Here is a 21,003-nt window from a genome sequence, read left to right as displayed (position 1 = left end):
ACACGAAACGGCGGAGAAGGTTTGCCGCTGCGGCACAAGTTTCAGGCTCGATGTTGCAATGCACCACCCCCGGTTCTCATGTTAGGAACCGAAGCCCGTTTCATGCTTGACCGGGGTCAAGCTATTTCGAGATGCAGGCGGGAATCGGGCGGGCGAGGTCATGCGCGGGTCGTCGGAATATCGAGAGCCTGCAGCAACACCGACTCGACGAGCCAGCGTCTTGCTGCGGAAATCCCGCCACCGAAACCCCGGGCGCGTTGTGATGTCACACAAATATTTCGATACGGTAGATCAAGTTCAATGAAACTCCTGTTCCAAGAGGCAAGCCAGGCCGAGCAACTGTATCGACTGATTATCGACAATGCGGTGGATGCTTTCATCGCGACCGACCAGAACAACAGGATCATCGAGTGGAGCAAGCAGGCAGAACGCATCTTCGGCTGGTCGCGGCAAGAGGTGGCCGGGTCCTCCCTGACCGATACCCTCATTCCGCCGCGCCATCGTGCCGCGCATGAGCGCGGGCTGCAGCATTATCTTGAGGAGGGAGAAGGCAGGCCGCCCGGCAACCGGGTCGAAATGCCGCTGCAATGCAAGGATGGCCGCGAGATTCCGGTGGAATTGACGGTAACGTCCATCGTCACGCCCGACAGGACGATTTTCTTTGCTTCCTTGCGCGATATCTCCCAACGCAAAGTGCTGGAAGAAGAAGTGCACCGTCAGGCTCACCTGACGACGTCGATTCTGAACAGCATGGCGGCAGCGGTGGTCGTCGCCGACTTGTCCGGGCACCTCATAATGGTGAATCCGACTGGGCGGCGTTTGCTCAATATGGAATCGGTCGAGCCGGACATTCCGCAGTCGATCGGTGCCTTTGCTTTGCTGCAGCCGGACGGCAAGACACCCTATCTGCCCGAGCAAAGGCCGACCGCGCGCGCCCTGCGCGGCGAACATGTGGACGACCTGATCGCCTTCTTGCCTTACGATGCGTCTTCTCGGGAAGGCGTGTGGCTGAGCATTAATGCCCGTCCATTGCTCGACAGCCAGGGCGTGCTCGCGGGAGGCGTCGCCGTATTGCACGACATCACCGCGCAGCGCGAACGCGAACAGGCGCTGGCGTCGCAGGCGCGACAATTGCAGGAGCAGGCGAGCCTGCTCGACCTTGCCCACGACGCCATCCTCGCGCGCACCACGGATGATGTCATTACCTACTGGAACCGCAGCGCCGAGAAGCTGTATCAGTACAAGCGCGCCGAAGCGATCGGACAGGTCAGCCATGACTTGCTCAAGACGCGCTTTCCTCAAGCGCTCGACGAGATCCTCGCCATCGTGCGGCAGCAGCACTACTGGGAAGGCGAAGTGATTCACACCGCTCGCGACGGACGTGAACTCATCGTGTTCAGCCAGTGGGCACTGGATTTTCACGAGGGGCGCCCGTATCGCTTCCTTGAAACCAATACCGACATCACTCACCAGGTCGAAACCGAGCGCGCGCTGAAACAGTCGCAGCAGGACTTCCGCCTGCTGGTAGAGGCGTCCACCGATTATGCGATCATGACGACGGACCCGGCAGGCAACATCATGAGCTGGAATGCCGGTGCGGAAAGAATACTCGGCTTGTCGGCCACCGAGGCGATCGGCCTTCCCATCGCCAGTCTGTTCACCTCGGAGGACCGCGACATGGGCGAGCCCATGCGCGAACTGGAAGAGGCGCGCGTCGCCGGCCGCTCGGAAGACGACCGCTGGCATCTGCGGCAGGACGGCACCCGGTTCTGGGCGACCGGCGTGGTGACGCCGCTGCACAATCCCGACGGCAGTCTGCGCGGCTTCGTCAAGATCATGCGCGACCAGACGGAGCAACGGCTGGTGGCGGAACAAACCTATTTCCTTGCCAATCACGACGCCCTGACAGGACTGCCCAATCGCATCAACTTCAGCAATCAACTGCATCAGTCGATCGCCCTGTCACGTCGCAATGATGTGCCGCTGGCGCTGCTGCTGCTCGACCTCGACCGATTCAAGCACGTCAACGACACCTTCGGCCACCACGCCGGCGACCTGCTGCTCAAGGAAGTGGCGCTGCGCATCAGTTCGACCTTGCGTGAAACCGATTTCGTTGCCCGTCTCGGCGGCGACGAATTCGTGGTCATTCAGGCCGACACCTCGCAGCCGGAGGCCGCCGACACGCTGGCGCGCAAACTCATTCTCGAACTCGGCCGTCCTTATCGGCTCGATTCCCACGAAATCATCAGCGGCACCAGCATTGGCATCTGCGTCTGTCCGAAGGATGGGAAGAATTCGGTCGAACTGGTCAAGCGCGCCGACCTGGCCCTGTACCGCGCCAAGGAAGCAGGGCGGCACACCTATCAGTTCTACACCGCCGACCTGGTATCGCGCCAGACATGGAAGCGCGACCGCGAAACAGCCCTGCGCGGCGCGCTGAAGAATCACCAATTCGAGCTCTACTATCAGCCGCTGGTCGATCTGGCCAAATGGAATATCTCTTCGGTGGAAGCCTTGCTGCGCTGGAATGCCTCCGAGCTGGAAACCGTGCTGCCAGGTGAATTCCTCGAGATCATCGAACAGAGCGGCCTGATCGTCGAGGTCGGCGAATGGGCCTTGCGCGAAGCCTGTCACCAGGTGCGGCAGTGGCAGGCGAGGGGACTGTCGGACCTGCGCCTGTCGATCAATTTCTCGGCGCGACAATTCAACGAGCCCCAGTTCGTCGCGCTGATCCCCTCCATCCTGCGCGACGCCGGCATCGCGCCGGCACACCTCGAACTCGAAGTGCCGGAAGCGATGCTGGGACAGCATCCGGAAATCAAGGAGCAACTCACGGAACTGCGCGCGCTCGGCATCCGGTTGGTGATCGACAATTTCGGCACCGGCACGACCGCACTGATCGACTTCAAGGATTTCCGGATCGATGTGCTGAAGATCGATAAAGCCTTCGTGCAGCACCTGCCGCACCGGCGCGAGGACTCGGCGATCACCTCGGCCATCATCAGTCTGGCGCACGACCTCGGCATCGGCGTGAGCGCGGGCGGCGTCGAGACGGCGGAGCAATTGGCCTATCTGAAGGCGCGCAATTGCACCAGCGCGCAAGGCTTCATTTTCAGCCCGCCGCTTCCCGCCGCGCAGTTCGAGGCGATGATCATGGACGGCAGCCTGTCGCGGATCAACCGGATGCCCAACCTGGGGGATGTGGTGGGAAGCAAGGGCCTGCATTAGCGTCCGACCCGCTGTGTTCTTCGACGGCCTGCTATCTGCGCGTCGCCGCGAACTCCGCAAATTCCCGCGCCGGGACAGGGCGCGCGATCAGGTACCCCTGCGCCTGGTCGCATTCATGCACGCGCAGGAAATCGAGCTGGAAATCGGTCTCGACACCTTCCGCGACCACGCACAGCTGCAGCGCATGGCCGAGCTGGATGACGGCCTTGACGATGGCTTCGCCGTCCGGATTGTCGGCCACGTCGCGCACGAAGCTCTGGTCGATCTTCAGTTTGTCGACCGACAGCTTCTTCAGATAGGCGAGACTGGAATAACCGGTGCCGAAGTCGTCGATCGAGAGGTGCACGCCGAGTTCCTTCAGCCTGTACAGCGACTCCATCACGATGGATGTTTCCTGCAGCAGGATCGATTCCGTCAGCTCCAGTTCCAGCAATGAGGGCGGCAAGCCGGATTGCGCCAGCGCGCGCTGTACCGTGTCGACGATATCGCCGCGCCGGAACTGCTGCGCGGAGAGATTGACCGCAATCACCAGCGGCGCCATGCCGCCATTGATCCATTCCATGGTCTGGCGGCATGCCTCGTTGAGCACCCACTCGCCGATCTGCACGATCATTCCGCTTTCTTCCGCCAGCGGGATGAAGCGCCCCGGCGCGATCAGGCCTTCCTCGCCGCTGCGCCAGCGCACCAGCGCCTCGGCGCCGACGATCGCGCCGCTCGGGATATCGATCTGCGGCTGGTAATGCAGCAGGAATTCCTGGTTCTTCACCGCCTTGCGCAGATTGCTGTGCAGTTGCATGCGCGCCAGCGCGTCGATGTTCATCGTGTTGGCGAAGAAGTGATAGGTGTCGCGACCGTTGTCCTTGGCATGATAGAGCGCGGTGTCGGCATGCTTGAGCAGCGTGTCGAAATCGCGGCCGTCGCTCGGGTACATGCTGATGCCGATGCTGAACGAGGTGGTGATCGTATGCTGGCCGATTTCGAAGGGTTCGGCCACCGCGTCGAGGAGGGATTGCGCAATGCGACCGACCGCGCCGGTATCGGCGAGATCCTGCAGCAGAATCACGAACTCGTCGCCGCTCTGGCGGCTGATGGTATCGCGTTCGCCGATGCAGTGCTGCAGGCGATCGACTACGTGCAGCAGCAATTGGTCGCCGACTTCATGCCCGAGGCTGTCGTTGACGCGCTTGAAGTTGTCCAGATCGAGCACCAGCATCGCGACACTGCGCATGGAGCGCGCGGCGGCGCTCGACGCGCGCTCGAAGCGGTCGCGCAGCAGCACCCGGTTGGGAAGATGGGTGAGCGGATCGTAGTGCGCGAGGAAGGCCAGTCTCTCCTCGGCCGCTTCGCGCTGACTACGTTCGCGCAAGGTCGTGATGCCGAATGCAAGGTCGGTAGCCAGCTCTTCCAGCAGGCGTACCTCGTCTTCCGCAAAGGAACCGGCATCGGGCGAATGGATGGAGAGCGTACCGAATATGCCATGCGCGCCGATCAGCGGCAGCGCGATGCTCGAGCGGTAGCCGCGCGCCATGGCGGCATCGCGCCACAGCGCCATGGCCGGGTTGCTGTGGTAATCCGAGTTCACCTGTATTTCCCCGGTCCGCATGCAGGTTCCGGTCGTGCCCTGCCCGCGTTCCGTATCGGCCCAGGAGATGTTCGCGCTTTCGAGATAGCCCTCGTTCAGACCGAAATGGCTCACCGGACGCACCGACTTTTGCACATCCTGTTCCGGGTAGCCGACCCAGGCCATCAGGTAGCCTCCCCTGGTGACGATCAGACGACAGACTTCATCCAGCAGGCTTTGCTCGCGCTCCGCATGCACCAGCGCCATGTTGCAATCGCTCAGCAGGCGCAGGGCGCGATTGAGTTTTTTCTGGGTCTGCTCGGCGCGCTTGCGTTCGGTAATGTCGCGCACGAACATCAGTGCGCCATGTTCCTCCTCGTACACGAAGGGCACGGCCGACACTTCCACGTCGATCTGCGCGCCGTCGAGGCGCAGCAGCTGTTCGTCGCTTGGCCGAACGGTCTTTCGTTCCTGGTTGAGTACGCGGATGCGCTCTTCCATCGACTGGCCGCTGTCGGGATGCGTGCGCTCGATAATCGGGTGACCCAGCAACTGTTCGCGCGATGTCGCGCCGAACAGGCGCAAGGCCGCCGGGTTCACGTACGCAAAGCGGCCCTGCGTCTGCACGATGATCGCGTCCGGAGCGCTCTCGACCAGCTTGCGCAAGCGGCGCTCGCTCTCGCCCAGCGCGGTTTCGTAGCGCCCGCGATCCTCGACCAGCAGGTTGAAGTTGCTGATCAGCTCGCCGACTTCATCGGCGCGCACTACCGGCATCGGCACCATCGGGGCCTGGCCGCCGATCATGTGCCGCATGGCATGGCCCAGATCGTACAGCGGCGCCAGCAGGCGCTGCGTGGTCCGGCGCAGGAGCAATACGGCCAGCAGGGTCATGATGCCGGCCAGTGCGTACAGCCAGGTTTGCATGGTTTTCACCGGTCCGAACGCAATCTCGGTCGGCAAGGCTACCATCACCATCCAGTCGGCAGCGGGCACCCGCACCGCGGAATACAGTTTGGAGATGCCTTGCGAGTTGGCGGCAATGCCCGAGCCTTCGAAGCCGTCGACGAAGCGGTCGAGCATGGCGTTCGCCCCGCGCGGGGCGGATTCGGTCATCCCGCGTTGCTTGTCGCTGGCGGCAATGATCAGCTTGTCCTTGGGAGAAAAGACGAAAAGCTCGCCTTTACCCGCCATCGAGGGTTCGGAAATCATGCCGAGAAAATTGGGCGCCGTCAGGTCGGTGATGCCGGTCATGATGCCGCGCAGCTTGCCTGCGCTGTCGAAGACCGGAACCGCCATCGTGAGCACCGGGCGCTTCAGTGCACGGCCCATGATCGGCTTGTCGATATAGGGACGCCCGGTTTGCACCACCTGCCGGAAGTAGTCGCGGTCGCCGAACCAGGTGCCGCGCCGCCCGGGCGCCACCGGAAAATCGGCGATGGTCTTGCCGTCCAGGCCGATCACCGCGATGCCGCCGGAAAACACGACATGCAAGGCGCCGAATTGCGGCAGAAAGGCATCCAGCGCCTGCTCGTTCAAGTCAGGCGGCAGTTTTGCGGCGATCTTGGTCAGGCTCTCGATGCGTTCGTCGAGCTTGATGTTTAGCTCGGCAGCCAGGCGTCTGGTGGAGGCGAGCTGTTCATCGCGCAGCACTTCTTCGAGCTGGCTTTTCAGGACCGTGACGGAAAAGAAGGTGAGCATCCAGATGAAGCCGGCGAACAGTCCCACCGTGATCATGATCAGCTTGGTCTTCAGGGAAAGACGCTCGTGCCATGCCGATTGCACGGCAGATCCTGATGTCTTTTCGGTGTTTTCCATGTCGCCCATTTGAATGGAGAAGCCGCCGTATGCTGTGCCGAGCCGGACAAGCGTGAGCAACTAGTGCAATGAATGCGATGCTCGACGCCGCAAGAAGGACAGGACGTGCTGTCAAAAAAGTAATCCTGCCCGAGGCTCTACAAGCTTAGTCGAAGTCATTACGTTTTGGAAATGCTTTCTGCGACGCGATTGCGCAGCCTCATGCTCAGATTTCGACCTGCGTGCCCAGCTCGATCACGCGGTTGGCGGGCACGCGGTAGTAATCCGCCGCGTCGCGCGCGTTGCGCGACATGGTGGCGAACAATGACTCGCGCCAGAAGGCCATGCCGCTGCCCACGCGCGGAATCACCGTCTGGCGGGCGATGAAGTACGAGGTGGACATCATGTCGAAATCCAGTCCGGCCTCCTTGCACAGCGCCAGCGCGGCAGGGATGTCGCGGTCGTCCTTGAAGCCGTAATGCACATCCACCTGGTAGCACTGATGCCCGAGTGGCCGCACCTTCACGCGCTCCTTCGACGGGATGGTGGGGATATCGGCATTGAACACGGTCAGGAACACCGTTCTTTCATGCAGGACCTTGTTATGAGAAAGGTTGTGCAGCATCGCGTGCGGCACCCCGTCGCCTTCCGCGCGGAAGAAAACTGCCGTGCCCTCCACGCGTGCTGGCGGGCTGATGAACAGGGATTGCAGGAAATCGTCGATCGGTACCAGATGCTTTTTCAGATTCTCGTACACCAATTGCCGCCCGTCGCGCCAGGTCAGCATCACGGTCACGGCGATCGCACCCAGCGCGAGCGGGAACCAGCCGCCGTGCATGATCTTCAATGTGTTGGCGGAAAACAGGGTGATATCGATGGCGAGGAAGAAACCAGTAGCGGCAAGGGATAGCAACAAGTTGTAATGCCAGCCGTAGCGGATTACAAAGAAGGTCAGAACAGTTGTCATCATCATGGTTGCCGTCACTGCGATGCCATAAGCAGAGGCCAAGCCTGAAGAAGAGCCGAAGCCGGCGACAGCGAGTACCACCGCCGTTAATTGCATCCAGTTCACCAGCGGAATATAGATTTGCCCCATCTCTCGCTCGGACGTGTACACCACTTTCATGCGCGGCAGGAAGCCGAGCGCGATGGCCTGCTGCGTGATCGAAAACGTGCCGGATATGGTTGCCTGCGAGGCGATCACGGTTGCGATCGTCGACAGGACGACCAGCGGATAAACGCTCCATGCACCCAACTGCTGGTAAAACGGATTCGATACGGCCTCCGGATTGGACAGGAGTATTGCTCCCTGGCCGAAATAGTTCAGCGCCAGACCGGGAAACACCACGGCGAACCACGCGGTCTGGATCGGCGACTTGCCGAAATGCCCCATGTCGGCATACAGTGCCTCGGCCCCGGTGACCGCGAGCACGATCGCGCCGAGTGCGACGAAAGCCAGCCAGCCGTTCTGCGCAAGAAAATGGAACGCATGCAATGGATTGAGCGCAGCCAGGATCGCCGGTGTCTCGAGGATATTGACAATTCCCATTCCAGCCAGCAATGCGAACCACACCAGCATGACCGGCCCGAACCATTTTCCGATGCCTGCAGTGCCCGTGCTTTGCAGCGCGTACAGTGCAACCAGCACAATGATTGTCAATGGCACCACATACGCCTTGAACGCGGGCGTAGCCACTTCCAGTCCTTCGATGGCTGACAGCACCGAAATCGCTGGGGTAATGACGCCGTCGCCATAAAAGAGCGCCGCGCCGATCACGCCGACCATCATGAGAGGGGTAAACCAGCGGGACCTGGCAGGAATCGAGGACAAGGCCAGCGCCACCAGCGCCATGATGCCGCCTTCGCCCCGGTTGTCGGCACGCAGGATCAGCGTGACATATTTCAACGACACGATGATGGTTAGTGCCCAGAAAATCAGGGATACCACGCCAAGTATGTTGGCCGGATTCAGCGGCAGGCCATGCACCTCGGAAAACACTTCTTTCATCGTATAAAGAGGGCTGGTGCCGATATCGCCGTACACGATGCCGATGGCGGCGAGGGTGAGGGCGGCCAGACTGCTTTTTTCAGGACGAGAATGCGAAGTCAAAACAGACCCCTTTAGACATGTTGCGGTGCAAAAAGAGAAATGTTATCCCATTTGTGCATTCTGCATGTGCAATTGGATGTGATGTCTCCGTGTCGATTTTTGCTGCACCTGCGATATGTTCATTATCCGACCGTAACCTGCGCAAGCGTGTCGAGCAGTGTCTGTTCGGAGGCGCGCACCATACGCGCCTTGTGATGAGTATGCGACGACCGCTGTCAGTTCCTGTCGATATCTCGGACCCGCGAAGTGGATGGCCGACAAGCTTATCAATTCGTCATCTGCCGGTCCGGGAAAGGCTGCGGGCTTTTGCGCAAGGACAAAGTTGTCTTCTTCAAAAAAATTTGGACAAGTGTCCAAATTTAACCTAGGATGGCGAAAAAACCATCCAAACAGGAGGAGACATGCGATTCAATTTCATCACCCCGGCACGGGCTGCAGAGCCGCCCCCGCGACATCTTCAACCACTCCCCATTCCGGCTGAGCAGCGTCAAGCCCTCGTTCATTCGCGGCAGATCCGGCACCGCCTGCCTGCATCCATCCTCCGCCCTCAACCCGCTGCACGACAATAAGGAAAACTCGCCATGGCTCTCGATGAAAAAATCAACCTCGTCCCTGTTGAAATCGAACAGGCGGTCAAGGCCCTGCACGAGAAGAAGCATGTCTGGCCCAAGGTGTCCGTGGCCGAGCGCATCGCGCTGCTGGCGGAAATCAAGGAATGCCTGATGCCGGTGGCCGCCGCGTGGGCGCAAACCGCGGCGCGCAAGAAGGGCATTCCCGAGGGCTCGCCGGTGGCTGGCGAGGAATGGATCTCCGGCCCCTACGCCGTGATGGCCTACTGCAATGCGCTGATGCAGACCTTGTCGAAGGTGGAAGGGAAATTGCACCTGGAGAGCGTGCCCTTGCGCGAGTTGCCCAACGGGCAACTGGCAGCCAGGGTCGTTCCGCATTCCCTGTGGGACCGCCTCTTGCTGAGCGGTGTCAATGCCGAAGTCTGGATGGAGCCGGGCGTCACGCGCGCCAACCTCGCGCAGAATACGGCCTCGATCTACACGCCGGGCAGCGGGCACGAGGGCAAGCTGGCGCTGATTCTCGGCGCGGGCAATATCGCAGCCATCGCGCCGCTAGACGGCCTGCACAAGCTGTTCGCGGAAAACCAGGTGGCCATCATCAAGATGAATCCGGTCAACGAATACCTGACCGAGTTTCTCATCCCCGCGCTGATGCCGCTCATCAGCCGCGGCTTCCTGCGCATCGTGCATGGCGACGTCAGCGTCGGCCAGTACTTGTGCAACCATCCGCTGGTGGAAGAGATCCATATCACCGGCTCCGGCGCGGCGCATGACCAGATCGTGTGGGGCAGCGGAGAAGAGGGCGCGGCCAACAAGCGCGCCGGCACGCCGAAAAACAAGCGCCGCATCACTTCCGAGCTCGGCGCGGTGTGCCCGACCATCGTGGTCCCCGGCCCGTGGTCGAAGGCCGACATCGCCTTCCAGGCCGAACACGTGGCCACGCAAAAGCTGCACAACTCCGGTTTCAACTGTATCGCCTGCCAGGTGCTGGTGCTGCCGCAGAACTGGATGCTCAAATCGGATTTCCTGCTGAAAGTCAGGAAGACCGTCGCCGCGACGGCGCCGCGCAAGCTGTACTACCCTGGTGTCCAGAACCGCCTCGCCGGTTTCCTGCGCGCCGTCGGCAACAAGGGCGCGATGCCGTCCAGCGCCGACGAATGCGTGATCACCGCTTTCTCGCCCTCGGTCAGCTGCCCGACCGAACGCGATGAAGTGTTCGGACCGGCGCTGGCCGTGACCGAATTGCCGGCACAGGATGCGGAAAGCTTCCTCATCGCCGCCATCGACTATGCCAACAAGCATTTGTACGGCACGCTGGGCGCGAACATCCTGATTCATCCGGCCACCATGCGCGAAATCGGGCGCAAGCGCTTCGACGAGATCATTGCGGACTTGCACTACGGCTGCATCGCGGTCAATGCCTGGACCGGACTTGGCTTCCTCTCCGCGCCGACGCCGTGGGGCGCTTTCCCCGGCCATACGCTGGACGATGTGCAAAGCGGCATCGGTTCCGTGCACAACACGCTGTTGTTCGACAAGCCCCAGCGCACCGTGATCGAAGCGCCGTTCCAGCCATTCCCGCGCGGCTTGCTGCGATTGTCCTTCGCCATGCTGCCGCGTCCGCCATGGTTCGTGACCAACCGGCGCGCCGACAAGATCGGCCAGCTGCTCACCGAGTTCCAGTACCGGCCGAGCTTCGCCAAACTGCCGCGCATTTTCTTCCACGCCCTGCTGGGATGAATTCGGCCAAGGTAGAATGGAGCATCCGCTTCCATCTACCTTGCGCGCGGCGCATTGAGACTGATGACTTCCAAGGCAGCTAACATTGCAACACTTCAGCCGGCGCGACGCGCCGGTTCCGACAAACAAAACGAAAAAAAACGCGAACTGGCGCTGCACACCTTGTCCGCGCTGGCGGAAGTCGGTTTTGCCCGCATCAACCTGCGTGACATCGCGGCACGCTCCGGGGTGTCGCTGGGCACGATTCATTATTATTTCGACGACAAGACCGAACTGCTGTCCTATTGCGTCCGCCTGTACAAGGACGATTTCATCGGCCGCCTTGCAGAACGCATCGAGTCGGCCAGCACGCTCGAGGACCTGCTCGAACAGTTTTCGGATGCGCTGGTGCGCGCCGTCGATGAAGATGCCCATACCCACCGCCTGTGGTACGACATCCGCGCCCAGGCTCTGTTCGACGAAGCCTTCCGCCCGGTGGTCAATGACCTCGAAGAACAGCTCACCGCCATCGTCGGCCGCTTTGTCGAGAAAGTTGAGGCGCTGGGTGGAGGCGGAATATTTTCTCCCGCCGATCCGCTGAGCGTATACCTGATGCTGGACGGCTGGTTCCGCTATTGCCTGCAGCAGCGCGTCGCGGGCGACAAGCGTGCGCTGACTGAATGGAAAAGCCGGCTCGCCAGCCTGATACGCCCACATTAGGACGTGACCGCACGCAGTTGCATATTTTCGTCAAAGCAACATCGTCCAATGGGACGATTGCTTTTTAAATTTCCTTATGGCAACTTGAACGCGGAATCGCTGTTTCTGGCGCGATCACGCCCGTTAACGAACGGGGCCGGATTGCGGCCGCCGGGCGGAACGCTGCACAAATCCCCTTGCTCGGGAGTCTGTGCAGCGTTCCGCCTGTCGTTGTTGGCGAGGCACTGACAGAACAAAGAAGAACGAAAAGATTTGCTTATCCCCCACGTCCGGAGGTGCGGTGCGCCGGTAAGAGCCTATCCCAGTAGGATACAGCCCCGCGTTGGGGGCAAAAAGGTGCGCCAGCAAGGCGCGAGGATGCGGCATAGTGATCTATGCAAAGACGAGCAACACCGCTGGCGTGCGTTTTTGCCCCCAACCCGGAGGGCCGCTACCCATTGGGGCACATGGCGGTGTTGCGAGTCCCTTGCGTGGATCACCATGCGGCGGGCCTCGCGCCTTGCCATGTGCCCCAATGGGTAGCGGTGTGGGGCTGTATCCTACTGGGATAGGCTCTAAAGAAGGCTGGAGACCCGACCATGAATAGCTTGATTGCGCTCTGTGCGGACGCTTACTGGGAGCAGGATGCGGAATGCCGCTTCACACTGATCCAGTGCACGAGCACGCGCTCGGGCCTTGGCGTGGATGCCATCCAGTCCGCGCTCGGCAAGGCACCCTGGGACATCGCCGGCATCACCCATGAATCGGCCACCTGGAAGGATTGGCAGGACTGCTTCGCCCGCCGGCAGTCCTTCCGCGACGCCGAATGGTCGTGGCAAGGCGGGACGACGGGAACCTGCTTTCTCAAGCTGTCCGGCGAGCCTGTGTTCGACGACGCGGGACTGTTCATCGGTTATCGCGGCGTCATGCACGACGCTACCATCGAAAAGCAGCGTGAAACGGAGCTGCGCCGTTTTCGTACGGCGATCGATGTCTCGGGCGACCCGATCGTCATTGTCGATCGCGAGACCATGCGCTTCATCGACATGAACGACACCGCGTGCAAATTGACCGGCTACGCGCGCGACGAGCTGCTGGGCATGGGGCCGGAGGATGTGCTGCTGGCCGATCGCCAGACCATCGCAGCCGACTACGACGAAATGATCGTCGCGGGCGGGATCGGAAGAACCACCGAAGGCAGGGCGCGCAACCGGGCGGGGGAGCTGTTTCTGTTCGAAATCCAGCGCAAGGCGATCCGCTTCGAAGACCGCTGGATCGTGATCAGCATCGGTCGCGACATCACCCGCCGCAAGCACGCCGAGCGGGCCGCGGTGCGGCTCGGCCAGATGTACGCGGCGATCAGCGGCACCAACGAAGTCATTCTGCACGCTCGGAATCCGGAAGAGCTGTACCAGCAGGTGTGCGAGGTGGCGGTGCGCGGAGGGCAGATCGTCAATGCTTCGATCCTGCTGCCCGACACGGACGCGGAATGGGCGAAGCTGGTCGCGGTGGCCGGCATCGGTGCCGACACCTTGCGCGCGCTGCATATTTCCTTCGACGAGAACAGGCCGGAGGGCCACGGCCTGGTCGGCACCGCATTTCGCAGCCAGAAAGCCTGCGTCATCAACGACTTCCTGAACGATCCTCGTTCCGGCCCGTGGCGCGAGGCGGCCGGCAAGGAGCAGGCGGCCGCCGGCGCCGCACTTCCCCTAGTCCGGAAAGGGCAGTCGGTCGGCGTGCTGCTGCTTTATTCCAGGCACAGGGATGCGTTCGACGACGAGATTGTCCAGCTGCTGGAGCGCATCGCGCAGGACATCGTGTTCACGCTCGATAACTTCGAGCGCGAGACTGAACGTCAAAAAGCCATCGACGCCTTGCGCGCCAGCGAAGAAAAGTACCGCAGCATTCTGGAGAACATGAATGACGGCTACTTCGAGGTCGACCTGCAGGGCAATTACGCGGTAGTCAACGATGCGCTGTGCCACATGCACAGGGCGAGCAAGGAGGACTTGCTGCGCCAGAACTACCGCGACTACACCGATGCGCAGGGAGCGGCCTCGCTCTACCGCGTTTTCAATGCGGTGTTCCGCAGTGGCCAGCCGGGGGAACTCGCCGAGTACCGCCTCCTGCGGCAGGACGGCACGACGGGCATCGCCCAGGCCTCGACGCAGCTCATCGCCGACGCCGGCGGGCAGCCCGTCGGATTCCGCGGCATTTGCCGCGACATCACTGCACGCTACCAGGCCGAGGAAGCGCTGCGCGCCAGCGAAGAGAAATACCGCTCCATCCTGGAAAGCATCGAGGAAGCTTATTACGAGGTCGATCTGACCGGCACGCTGCTGCTGTGCAACGACGCGTTCTGCCGCATGTTCGGCTACACCATGGATGAAATCCTCGGGCTGAATTATTCGCAATATCACAAGCCGGAAGAAGTGGCCTATGTTTTCACCAACTTCAACGATGTCTTTCGCACCGGTATTCCGAAAAAAGGCATCGACTGGGTGCTGTTGCACAAGAACGGCGCTACCTTGCTGTGCGAAGGTTCCGTCCAGCTGATCAGGAATGACAAAGGAGAACCGGTCGGCTTTCGCGGCATGCTGCGCGACGTCACCGCGCGGCGGGAGATGGAAGCGGCGCTGCGGGCCAGCGAAGAGCGCTTCCGCGATCTGACCGAGCTGTCCTCCGACTGGTACTGGGAACAGGACAACCGCTATCGCTTCGTCCAGATCAATGGCGACGTGCTGGCCAAGACCGGCATGGCGGCGGAGGATTATCTAGGCAAGACGCTGTGGGAGCTGCCTTTCGATCATGTCTCGATGGAGCAATGGCTCGAACATCAGAGCCAGCTCGCCGAAGGCCGGCCTTTCTACGAACTGGTGCTGAAGACGCAGACCACGGAAGCAGGGCCGCGCTACCTCAGCATCAGCGGCTTGCCGATCCGCGATGGTGACGGCCGGCTGGCGGGCTATCGCGGCACCGGAAAGGACATCACCGAAAGAAAGCTGGCGGAAGAACGCATCCGCCATCTCGCCAGCCACGACATCCTGACCGGCTTGCCGAACCGGATGATGTTCAACCAGATGCTCAGCCATCAGGTGCAGCAGGCGCGCCGCTACGGCCGCAAGTTCGCGCTGATGTTCATTGACCTGGACCACTTCAAGGCCGTCAACGATACATCCGGTCACGACGCAGGCGACGTGCTGCTGAAGGAAACCGCCAAGCGTCTCAGCGAGAACGTGCGGGCCAGCGATTTTGTCGCGCGCCTGGCGGGCGATGAATTCGTCGTCATCATCCAGGAGGTCGGCGACCCCGAACAGTTGAGCGCCATCGCGCGCAAAATCGTCGCGGCGGTCCGCACGCCGGTCATGCTCGCCGGCCGGGTCCACTATGTCACCGCAAGTGCCGGGCTGTGCGTCTTTCCGGATGACGGCCAGGATGAAGATGCGCTCCTCAAGCATGCGGACGCTGCCATGTATGCGGTCAAGCACAGCACGAAGGACGATTTTCGGTTTTATCTGCCAGGCTAGACTTTCAAGTGGCATGGCCCGGCCTGTTTCCGCAGATCGTTGCTGTGGCAGCGGATTGCCAGGCCCGTTCTTGCCTTCCATTTTTTCAACATGTTGGAATTCGGCAAAATACTTGATTTAAATCAATATACAGTAAAACATAATGTTATTATCGAATCTGTCTTGCAGGAAATAACGCGCCATGTGCAGCGCCGCTTCCGCCGCGTGAAGAGCGCGTTTCTTGCAGGAGCCGCCCTGACAGGAGAAGACACTCGATGCGCAAAAACCTGCCGGTATCCGACGCTGAATACCTCCTGCGCGATGGTCTCGCGATCGTCTCCAAGACCGACATCAAGGGGAAAATCACCTACATCAATCCCTACTTCATCGAAGTCAGCGGATTCACCGAAGACGAATTACTCGGCGCGCCACACAACCTGGTTCGGCATCCCGACATGCCCCCGGAAGCCTTTGCCGACCTGTGGGAAACACTGAAGGCCGGCATCCCCTGGACAGGGCTGGTGAAGAACCGGCGCAAGAACGGTGACTTCTACTGGGTGCAGGCCAATGTCACGCCAGTGCATGAAGACGGCCGCATTGTCGGATACATGTCGGTGCGGACCAAGCCGAGCCGGCAGCAAGTCGAGGCAGCCACCGCCTTGTATGAAAAGATGCGCAGCGGACAGGCGAAGAACATGGCCTTGCGGCACGGCGTGCTGGTGCGTACCGGGCTCGCGGGCCGCATCGATAGGCTCAAGCATCTGCCCATGGGAATATCACTCGGCCTGAAGATGAGTGCGATGTGCCTGCTGCTGCTCGTGATGGGAATCCTGGGTTTCAAGGGGGCGCTGCCGCAATCGGCCAGCCTGGCGTGGACCGTCGCCGCGCTGAGCGGCGCCGGCACCTTGTTGTCGCTCTATATCTGGCATGCCTTGCATGCAGCGATCGTGCAGCCCGTGCGGGAGGCCACGAAAACCGCGCGCACCATCGCGGGCGGCGATTTGTCGGCCGGCTTCAATGCGGCGCGGCGCGGGGAGATCGGCCAGCTACTTGGCGCGCTCGAGCAGATGAACGTCAATCTGCTGGCGATCATCGGCGACGTGCGCGCCAACATCGAATCGATCACCAGCGGCACGGAAGGCATCATGGCCGGAAACATCGGCCTGTCTTCCCGCACCAAAGCGCAGGCGACCAGCCTGAAAGAGACCACCGCGAACATCGGGCAACTCGTCTCGGCGGTGAAGCAAAATGCCGAGCACGCGCTGCACGCGAACAAGCTCGGACTCTCGGCGGCGGAGGTCGCCGTCAAGGGCGGCGAGGTGGTCGAGCAAGTCGCCAGCACCATGGCTGACATCAGCACGTCGTCACGCAAGATCGTGGATATCGTCGGACTGATCGATGGCATTGCCTTCCAGACCAATATGCTGGCGCTGAATGCCGCCGTCGAAGCAGCACGCGCAGGAGAACAGGGGCGAGGCTTCGCGGTCGTCGCAGCTGACGTGCGCAACCTCGCGCAACGCTGCGCCGGGGCGGCCAAGGAAATCAAGGCGCTGATCGACACCGCGGCACAATCCGTCAAGGCCGGCAACGTGTTCGTGGCTCAGGCTGGCACGACGATGAGCGAAATACTGGATTCCGTTAAACGCGTGAGCAGCCTCATGGGCGACATCTCGGCCGCGTCGGAAGAGCAGGACGCCGGCATTGAACAAATCGATCGCGCGATCACGCAGATGAATGAAGCGACCCGGAAAAATTCTGCGCTGGTCGAACAGGCAACAGGTGCGGCTGCGTCGCTGGCGGACCAGGCGCAGCGCTTGTCGCAAGCGATTTCGGTGTTCCGGCTCGAACGAAACCGGCCGGCCTTGGCACGACTGGCGCCGGTGCCGGTTGCGCGCATCGCTGCCACCCCACGCGCGGGCCGGCACCAGGCGAAACACGCGACGACAACCTGAGTACCTGCTCATAAAAAACTGTAACTGTCTGTGGCCCAAGTCGGCGCGCTATTGCGTTGCCCGCCCCTGACAGTGCTCGCACTGCGTCGGGTCAGGCGCCTTGCATCGCATCCGACACGGACCACATCCATCTCACAGTTTTTTATGAGCTTAGTCGGGACGCACGCCGCCTGACTGGCGGGCATCCACGCCGGCCGCTCAGGCAACGCTCATGGAAAAGATGCTGCCGCGGCGCTTCTGGCTCGCGCATTGTGTCATCTCACCTCACCGCACGCGAATGTGCCTGCAGGCAGAATGGCATCTCATCCCGATACATTTGACCTGGGTCATTCACCCTGTCAGTTCATTCCTTACCATGACTTCACATGGATACGAAAAACGTATCGACACTATCGGCGTGACGCATTGCCCCGATCCGGGTTCTTGCCTCCGCGCACCCTCGCTCGCGTTTCGATCTGGAAAGCCTGGAGGCATCCAATGACCGACAGCACGCACCGCCACCACGACCATGCCGTCCTGCAAGATCCTGCCGTAACCGACCCTGCCCGGCACGCGCCGGCAGGAACCGTCTATACCTGTCCGATGCATCCCGAGATTCGCCGGACGAGTCCGGGCAGCTGCCCGATCTGCGGCATGGCGCTTGAACCTGTGATGCCCTCGCTGGAGGAAGAAGAAAATCCCGAGCTCATCGATTTCCGCCGCCGCTTCTGGTGGACGTTGCCGCTGACCCTGGTGGTGACCTCGATGGCGATGTTCGGGCACCGGCTCGTCGAAGGCGGCATACCGGCGCAGAGCTGGGTCGAGCTTGCCATCAGCACACCCGTGGTCCTGTGGGCCGGCCGGCCTTTCTTTGCGCGCTGGGGGCAATCCATCAAGAATCGCAGCCCCAACATGTGGATGCTGATCGGGACCGGCGTCGGCGCGGCCTACGGCTACAGTCTCGTCGCGACCGCTGCGCCCGGTCTGTTTCCGCCGACCTTTGTCGCGCATGGCCGCATCGGCGTCTATTACGAGGCCGCCGCAGTCATCATTTCATTGACCTTGCTGGGCCAGATACAGGAACTGAGGGCGCGCTCCCAGACTTCCGCCGCCATCAAGTCGCTGCTCGGGCTCGCGCCCAAGACGGCACGCCGCATCAACAGCGACGGCAGCGAGGAGGACGTGCCGCTCACGCATGTGCATATCGGCGACACCTTGCGCGTGCGTCCCGGAGAGAAGGTTCCGGTCGACGGCGCCGTGCTGGAAGGCGAGAGCGCAGTCGATGAATCGATGCTGACCGGCGAGCCGGTTCCCGTCACCAAGCGCGCCGGCGACAAGCTGATCGGCGCCACTATCAATAGCAGCGGCAGCCTGATCATGCGCGCCGAGAAAGTCGGTGCGCAGACCGTGCTCTCGCAGATCGTGCAGATGGTCGCCAATGCCCAGCGCTCGCGCGCGCCGATGCAGCGGCTGGCCGACGTAGTGGCCGGCTACTTCGTGGTGATCGTGGTGGGCATTGCGCTGCTCACGCTGCTCGGCTGGGGCCTGTTCGGTCCCGAACCGAGCTGGGTGTATGGCTTCGTCAATGCCGTCGCCGTCCTGATCATTGCCTGCCCCTGCGCACTGGGGCTGGCCACGCCGATGTCGATCATGGCTGCCACCGGGCGCGGCGCAACGCAAGGCATCCTGTTCCGCGACGCGGCGGCGATCGAAAGCATGCGCAAGATCGACACCCTGATCGTGGACAAGACCGGAACGCTGACCGAAGGCAAGCCCGCCTTCGACAGCGTCGCTCCGGCTCCCGGTTTCACCGAGCAGGACGTGCTGCTGATTGCCGCAAGCATCGATCAAGGCAGCGAACATCCGCTCGCCCACGCCATCGTCGCGGAGGCGCATCGTCGCGGCCTGGCGCTGGACAAGCCGGAGTCCTTCGAATCGTCGAGCGGAATCGGCGTGCGCGGAAGCCTCGCCGGTCGTCGCATCGCGCTGGGCAATACGGCACTGATGGATGCCGAGCAGGTGGACTGGCATGTGCTGGCGAGCCAGGCGGAAGCGCTGCGCAAGGAGGGGGCCAGCGTGATGTATCTTGCCGCCGACGGCAGGCTGGTCGGCCTGATCGCCGTCTCCGACCCGGTGAAGGCCACCACCCGCGAAGCGCTCCATGATTTGAAGGAGGCGGGTCTGCAGGTCGTGATGGCGACCGGCGATGGCGTCACGACCGCCAGATCGGTCGCGCGGAAGCTGGGCATCGATCAGGTCTACGGCGAGGTCAAGCCGCAGGATAAGCTGGAACTGGTCGAGCGCCTGCAGAAGGAAGGCAGGATCGTTGCCATGGCGGGCGACGGCATCAACGATGCGCCCGCACTTGCCAGATCGAACGTCGGCATCGCCATGGGCACCGGCACCGATGTAGCGATCAACAGCGGGCATGTGACGCTGGTCAAGGGCGACCTGCGTGCGATTGCGCGAGCGCGCTCGCTATCGGTCGATACGGTGCGCAACATGCGCCAGAACCTCGGCTTTGCATTCGTGTACAACGCGCTCGGCATTCCCCTGGCTGCCGGGCTGCTGTATCCCTTCACGGGACAGTTGCTGTCGCCGATGATCGCCGCGCTCGCCATGAGCCTGAGTTCGGTCTCGGTGATCACCAATGCCTTGCGGCTACGCGGAAGCACGACGACTGCAGGCGCGCTACCCGGCACCGTCTCGCGCGCCGCCGCGTTCGGTGCGATGGCCTTCGTGCTGATGCTTGGCGTGTATTTCGTCGTGCTGACGTTCGTGTCGGGATGGGCGTTCACCGTCGAACAGTTCTCGAATTTCTGGTATTTCATCCTGCCGCTGGCGGCCGGTTTCGGCATTCAGGTTGGTTTGTTCGTGAAATTGCGCGAACTGGTCAAGCGCGCGAAGCAGTCCGGTGCGGTGGTCGCCGCGTCAGGAACGACCTCCACCGCCGCCATGATCTCGTGCTGTGCGCACTATCTTGCCAATGTCGCACCGGTACTCGGCGCGACCGGGCTGGTGGCGTTTGCGGCGCAATTCCAGATCCAGCTCTTCTGGGTCGGACTGCTGTTGAATGCGGCCGGCGTTGCGTATGTCGCAAGCAAACTTCTTCACGCTTCAAGGGAGCATGCAAAATGTGTGGCCTGATCTTTCGCATCCTTGTTTTGCATCTCGCATTTCTGTTCGCGGGAGGTGTGGCGGCGCAAGAACTTTCCACTCAAACAAGCAATGAGTTCGCCGTCACCGTCAAGGTGACCCCGCGAAGCCTGCAAGGCGCGACCTGGGACTTCGAGGTCGTGTTCGACACGCATTCCCGGGAACTCAAGGACGATTTGCTGAAGGACGCGACGCTCGTCGCTCCCGACGGCAGGCAGACGCCGCCCCTTGCATGGCAGGGCGACGCGCCGGGCGGCCATCATCGCAAGGGCATGTTGCGCTTCAATGCATTGCAGCCAGCACCGGCGAGTGTGGAATTGCGCATCGCGCGTGCAGGCGAGCCGAAGCCGCGCACATTTCGGTGGAAGCTGAAATAAGCCGCTGCCAAAACAGAAAAGCCCGCAATGCGGGCTTTTTCATTTCAGCGGCTGCTGATTATTTTGCTGCGGAGGTGCTGGCCTTTTTGGCATGAGTCTTCTTTGCCACATGCTTGACATGCTTCTTGTGTGCCTTTGCCGGTGCCGGCGCTTCTGCACTGGCGGACGGCGCAGCGGCAGCAGCCGAAGCGGGTGCATTTTGAGCGTTGGCGAGGCTGGCGATACCGGCAATGGCGAACAAGGCGGCGACGATGACGATCTTTTTCATGGAGTGCTCTCTTTCAGTTTGAAGACAAAGGAGAAAATTCCCTTGTGTGCCTGAATAACGAGCGCTGTACCGGCAGCGCTGACGG

At 61.7% G+C, this 21,003-nt stretch carries 9 protein-coding genes and 1 pseudogene; 7 read left to right on the top strand and 3 right to left on the bottom strand.

Translation table 11 applies throughout. The annotated features are described in order from the left end of the window. Nucleotides 1-300 precede the first annotated feature (300 nt). Entirely contained in the window at nt 301-3,228 is a 2,928-nt protein-coding gene (locus E6W33_RS03265; RefSeq protein ID WP_168798493.1) for a PAS domain S-box protein, read from the top strand. 31 nt (nt 3,229-3,259) lie between these two features. Here the strand turns inward: E6W33_RS03265 and E6W33_RS03260 are convergent, their stop codons facing one another. Then, a complete protein-coding gene (locus tag E6W33_RS03260) occupies nt 3,260-6,604 on the bottom strand; it encodes an EAL domain-containing protein (RefSeq protein WP_168798492.1) in 3,345 nt (1,114 codons plus the stop codon). Between the two features lie 205 nt (nt 6,605-6,809). Further along, nucleotides 6,810-8,693 (bottom strand): potassium transporter Kup, encoded by a 1,884-nt coding sequence (locus E6W33_RS03255; protein WP_136414202.1) that lies wholly within the window; start codon nt 8,691-8,693, stop codon nt 6,810-6,812. Nucleotides 8,694-9,274: 581 nt separating this feature from the next. Between E6W33_RS03255 and E6W33_RS03250 the strand changes: the two genes are divergently transcribed. The 6 genes and pseudogenes from E6W33_RS03250 (at nt 9,275) to E6W33_RS03225 (ending at nt 20,650) form a co-directional block, all read left to right on the top strand. Then, a complete protein-coding gene (locus E6W33_RS03250; protein ID WP_136414200.1) occupies nt 9,275-11,002 on the top strand; it encodes an aldehyde dehydrogenase family protein in 1,728 nt (575 codons plus the stop codon). A 63-nt stretch (nt 11,003-11,065) separates the two neighbouring features. Further along, nucleotides 11,066-11,701 carry a TetR/AcrR family transcriptional regulator gene (locus tag E6W33_RS03245; RefSeq protein WP_136414198.1) on the top strand — a complete coding sequence of 212 codons (636 nt, stop codon included), beginning with the start codon at nt 11,066-11,068 and terminating at the stop codon, nt 11,699-11,701. A gap of 578 nt (nt 11,702-12,279) precedes the next feature. Beyond that, nucleotides 12,280-15,207 (top strand): PAS domain S-box protein, encoded by a 2,928-nt coding sequence (locus E6W33_RS03240; RefSeq protein WP_136414196.1) that lies wholly within the window; start codon nt 12,280-12,282, stop codon nt 15,205-15,207. Nucleotides 15,208-15,461: 254 nt separating this feature from the next. Beyond that, complete coding sequence (locus E6W33_RS03235) at nt 15,462-17,138, top strand: PAS domain-containing methyl-accepting chemotaxis protein (RefSeq protein ID WP_136414194.1); 1,677 nt, start codon at nt 15,462-15,464, stop codon at nt 17,136-17,138. A gap of 477 nt (nt 17,139-17,615) precedes the next feature. Further along, a pseudogene (locus E6W33_RS03230) lies at nt 17,616-19,784 on the top strand (copper-translocating P-type ATPase); the annotation flags it as partial. A 467-nt stretch (nt 19,785-20,251) separates the two neighbouring features. Further along, on the top strand, nt 20,252-20,650 hold the full coding sequence (locus E6W33_RS03225; RefSeq protein ID WP_136414192.1) for a hypothetical protein: 399 nt from the start codon (nt 20,252-20,254) through the stop codon (nt 20,648-20,650). A 58-nt stretch (nt 20,651-20,708) separates the two neighbouring features. Here the strand turns inward: E6W33_RS03225 and E6W33_RS03220 are convergent, their stop codons facing one another. After that, nucleotides 20,709-20,918, bottom strand: a complete 210-nt coding sequence (locus tag E6W33_RS03220; protein WP_136414190.1) for a hypothetical protein — start codon at nt 20,916-20,918, stop codon at nt 20,709-20,711. Nucleotides 20,919-21,003 lie beyond the last annotated feature (85 nt).

Source organism: Herbaspirillum sp. ST 5-3 (assembly GCF_004804275.1).
Taxonomy (GTDB): domain Bacteria; phylum Pseudomonadota; class Gammaproteobacteria; order Burkholderiales; family Burkholderiaceae_D; genus Noviherbaspirillum.
The sequence above is the reverse complement of the archived record's forward strand: the minus strand, read 5'-3'. Positions and strand labels throughout refer to the sequence as shown.

What these genes read in the sequence shown, in the direction of transcription:
- E6W33_RS03225 (WP_136414192.1), top strand. Translation starts at nt 20,252, where the DNA reads ATGTGTGGCCTGATCTTTCGCATCCTTGTTTTGCATCTCGCATTTCTG.
- E6W33_RS03235 (WP_136414194.1), top strand. Translation starts at nt 15,462, where the DNA reads ATGCGCAAAAACCTGCCGGTATCCGACGCTGAATACCTCCTGCGCGAT.
- E6W33_RS03220 (WP_136414190.1), bottom strand. Translation starts at nt 20,918, where the DNA reads ATGAAAAAGATCGTCATCGTCGCCGCCTTGTTCGCCATTGCCGGTATC.
- E6W33_RS03245 (WP_136414198.1), top strand. Translation starts at nt 11,066, where the DNA reads ATGACTTCCAAGGCAGCTAACATTGCAACACTTCAGCCGGCGCGACGC.
- E6W33_RS03265 (WP_168798493.1), top strand. Translation starts at nt 301, where the DNA reads ATGAAACTCCTGTTCCAAGAGGCAAGCCAGGCCGAGCAACTGTATCGA.
- E6W33_RS03260 (WP_168798492.1), bottom strand. Translation starts at nt 6,604, where the DNA reads ATGGAAAACACCGAAAAGACATCAGGATCTGCCGTGCAATCGGCATGG.
- E6W33_RS03250 (WP_136414200.1), top strand. Translation starts at nt 9,275, where the DNA reads ATGGCTCTCGATGAAAAAATCAACCTCGTCCCTGTTGAAATCGAACAG.
- E6W33_RS03240 (WP_136414196.1), top strand. Translation starts at nt 12,280, where the DNA reads ATGAATAGCTTGATTGCGCTCTGTGCGGACGCTTACTGGGAGCAGGAT.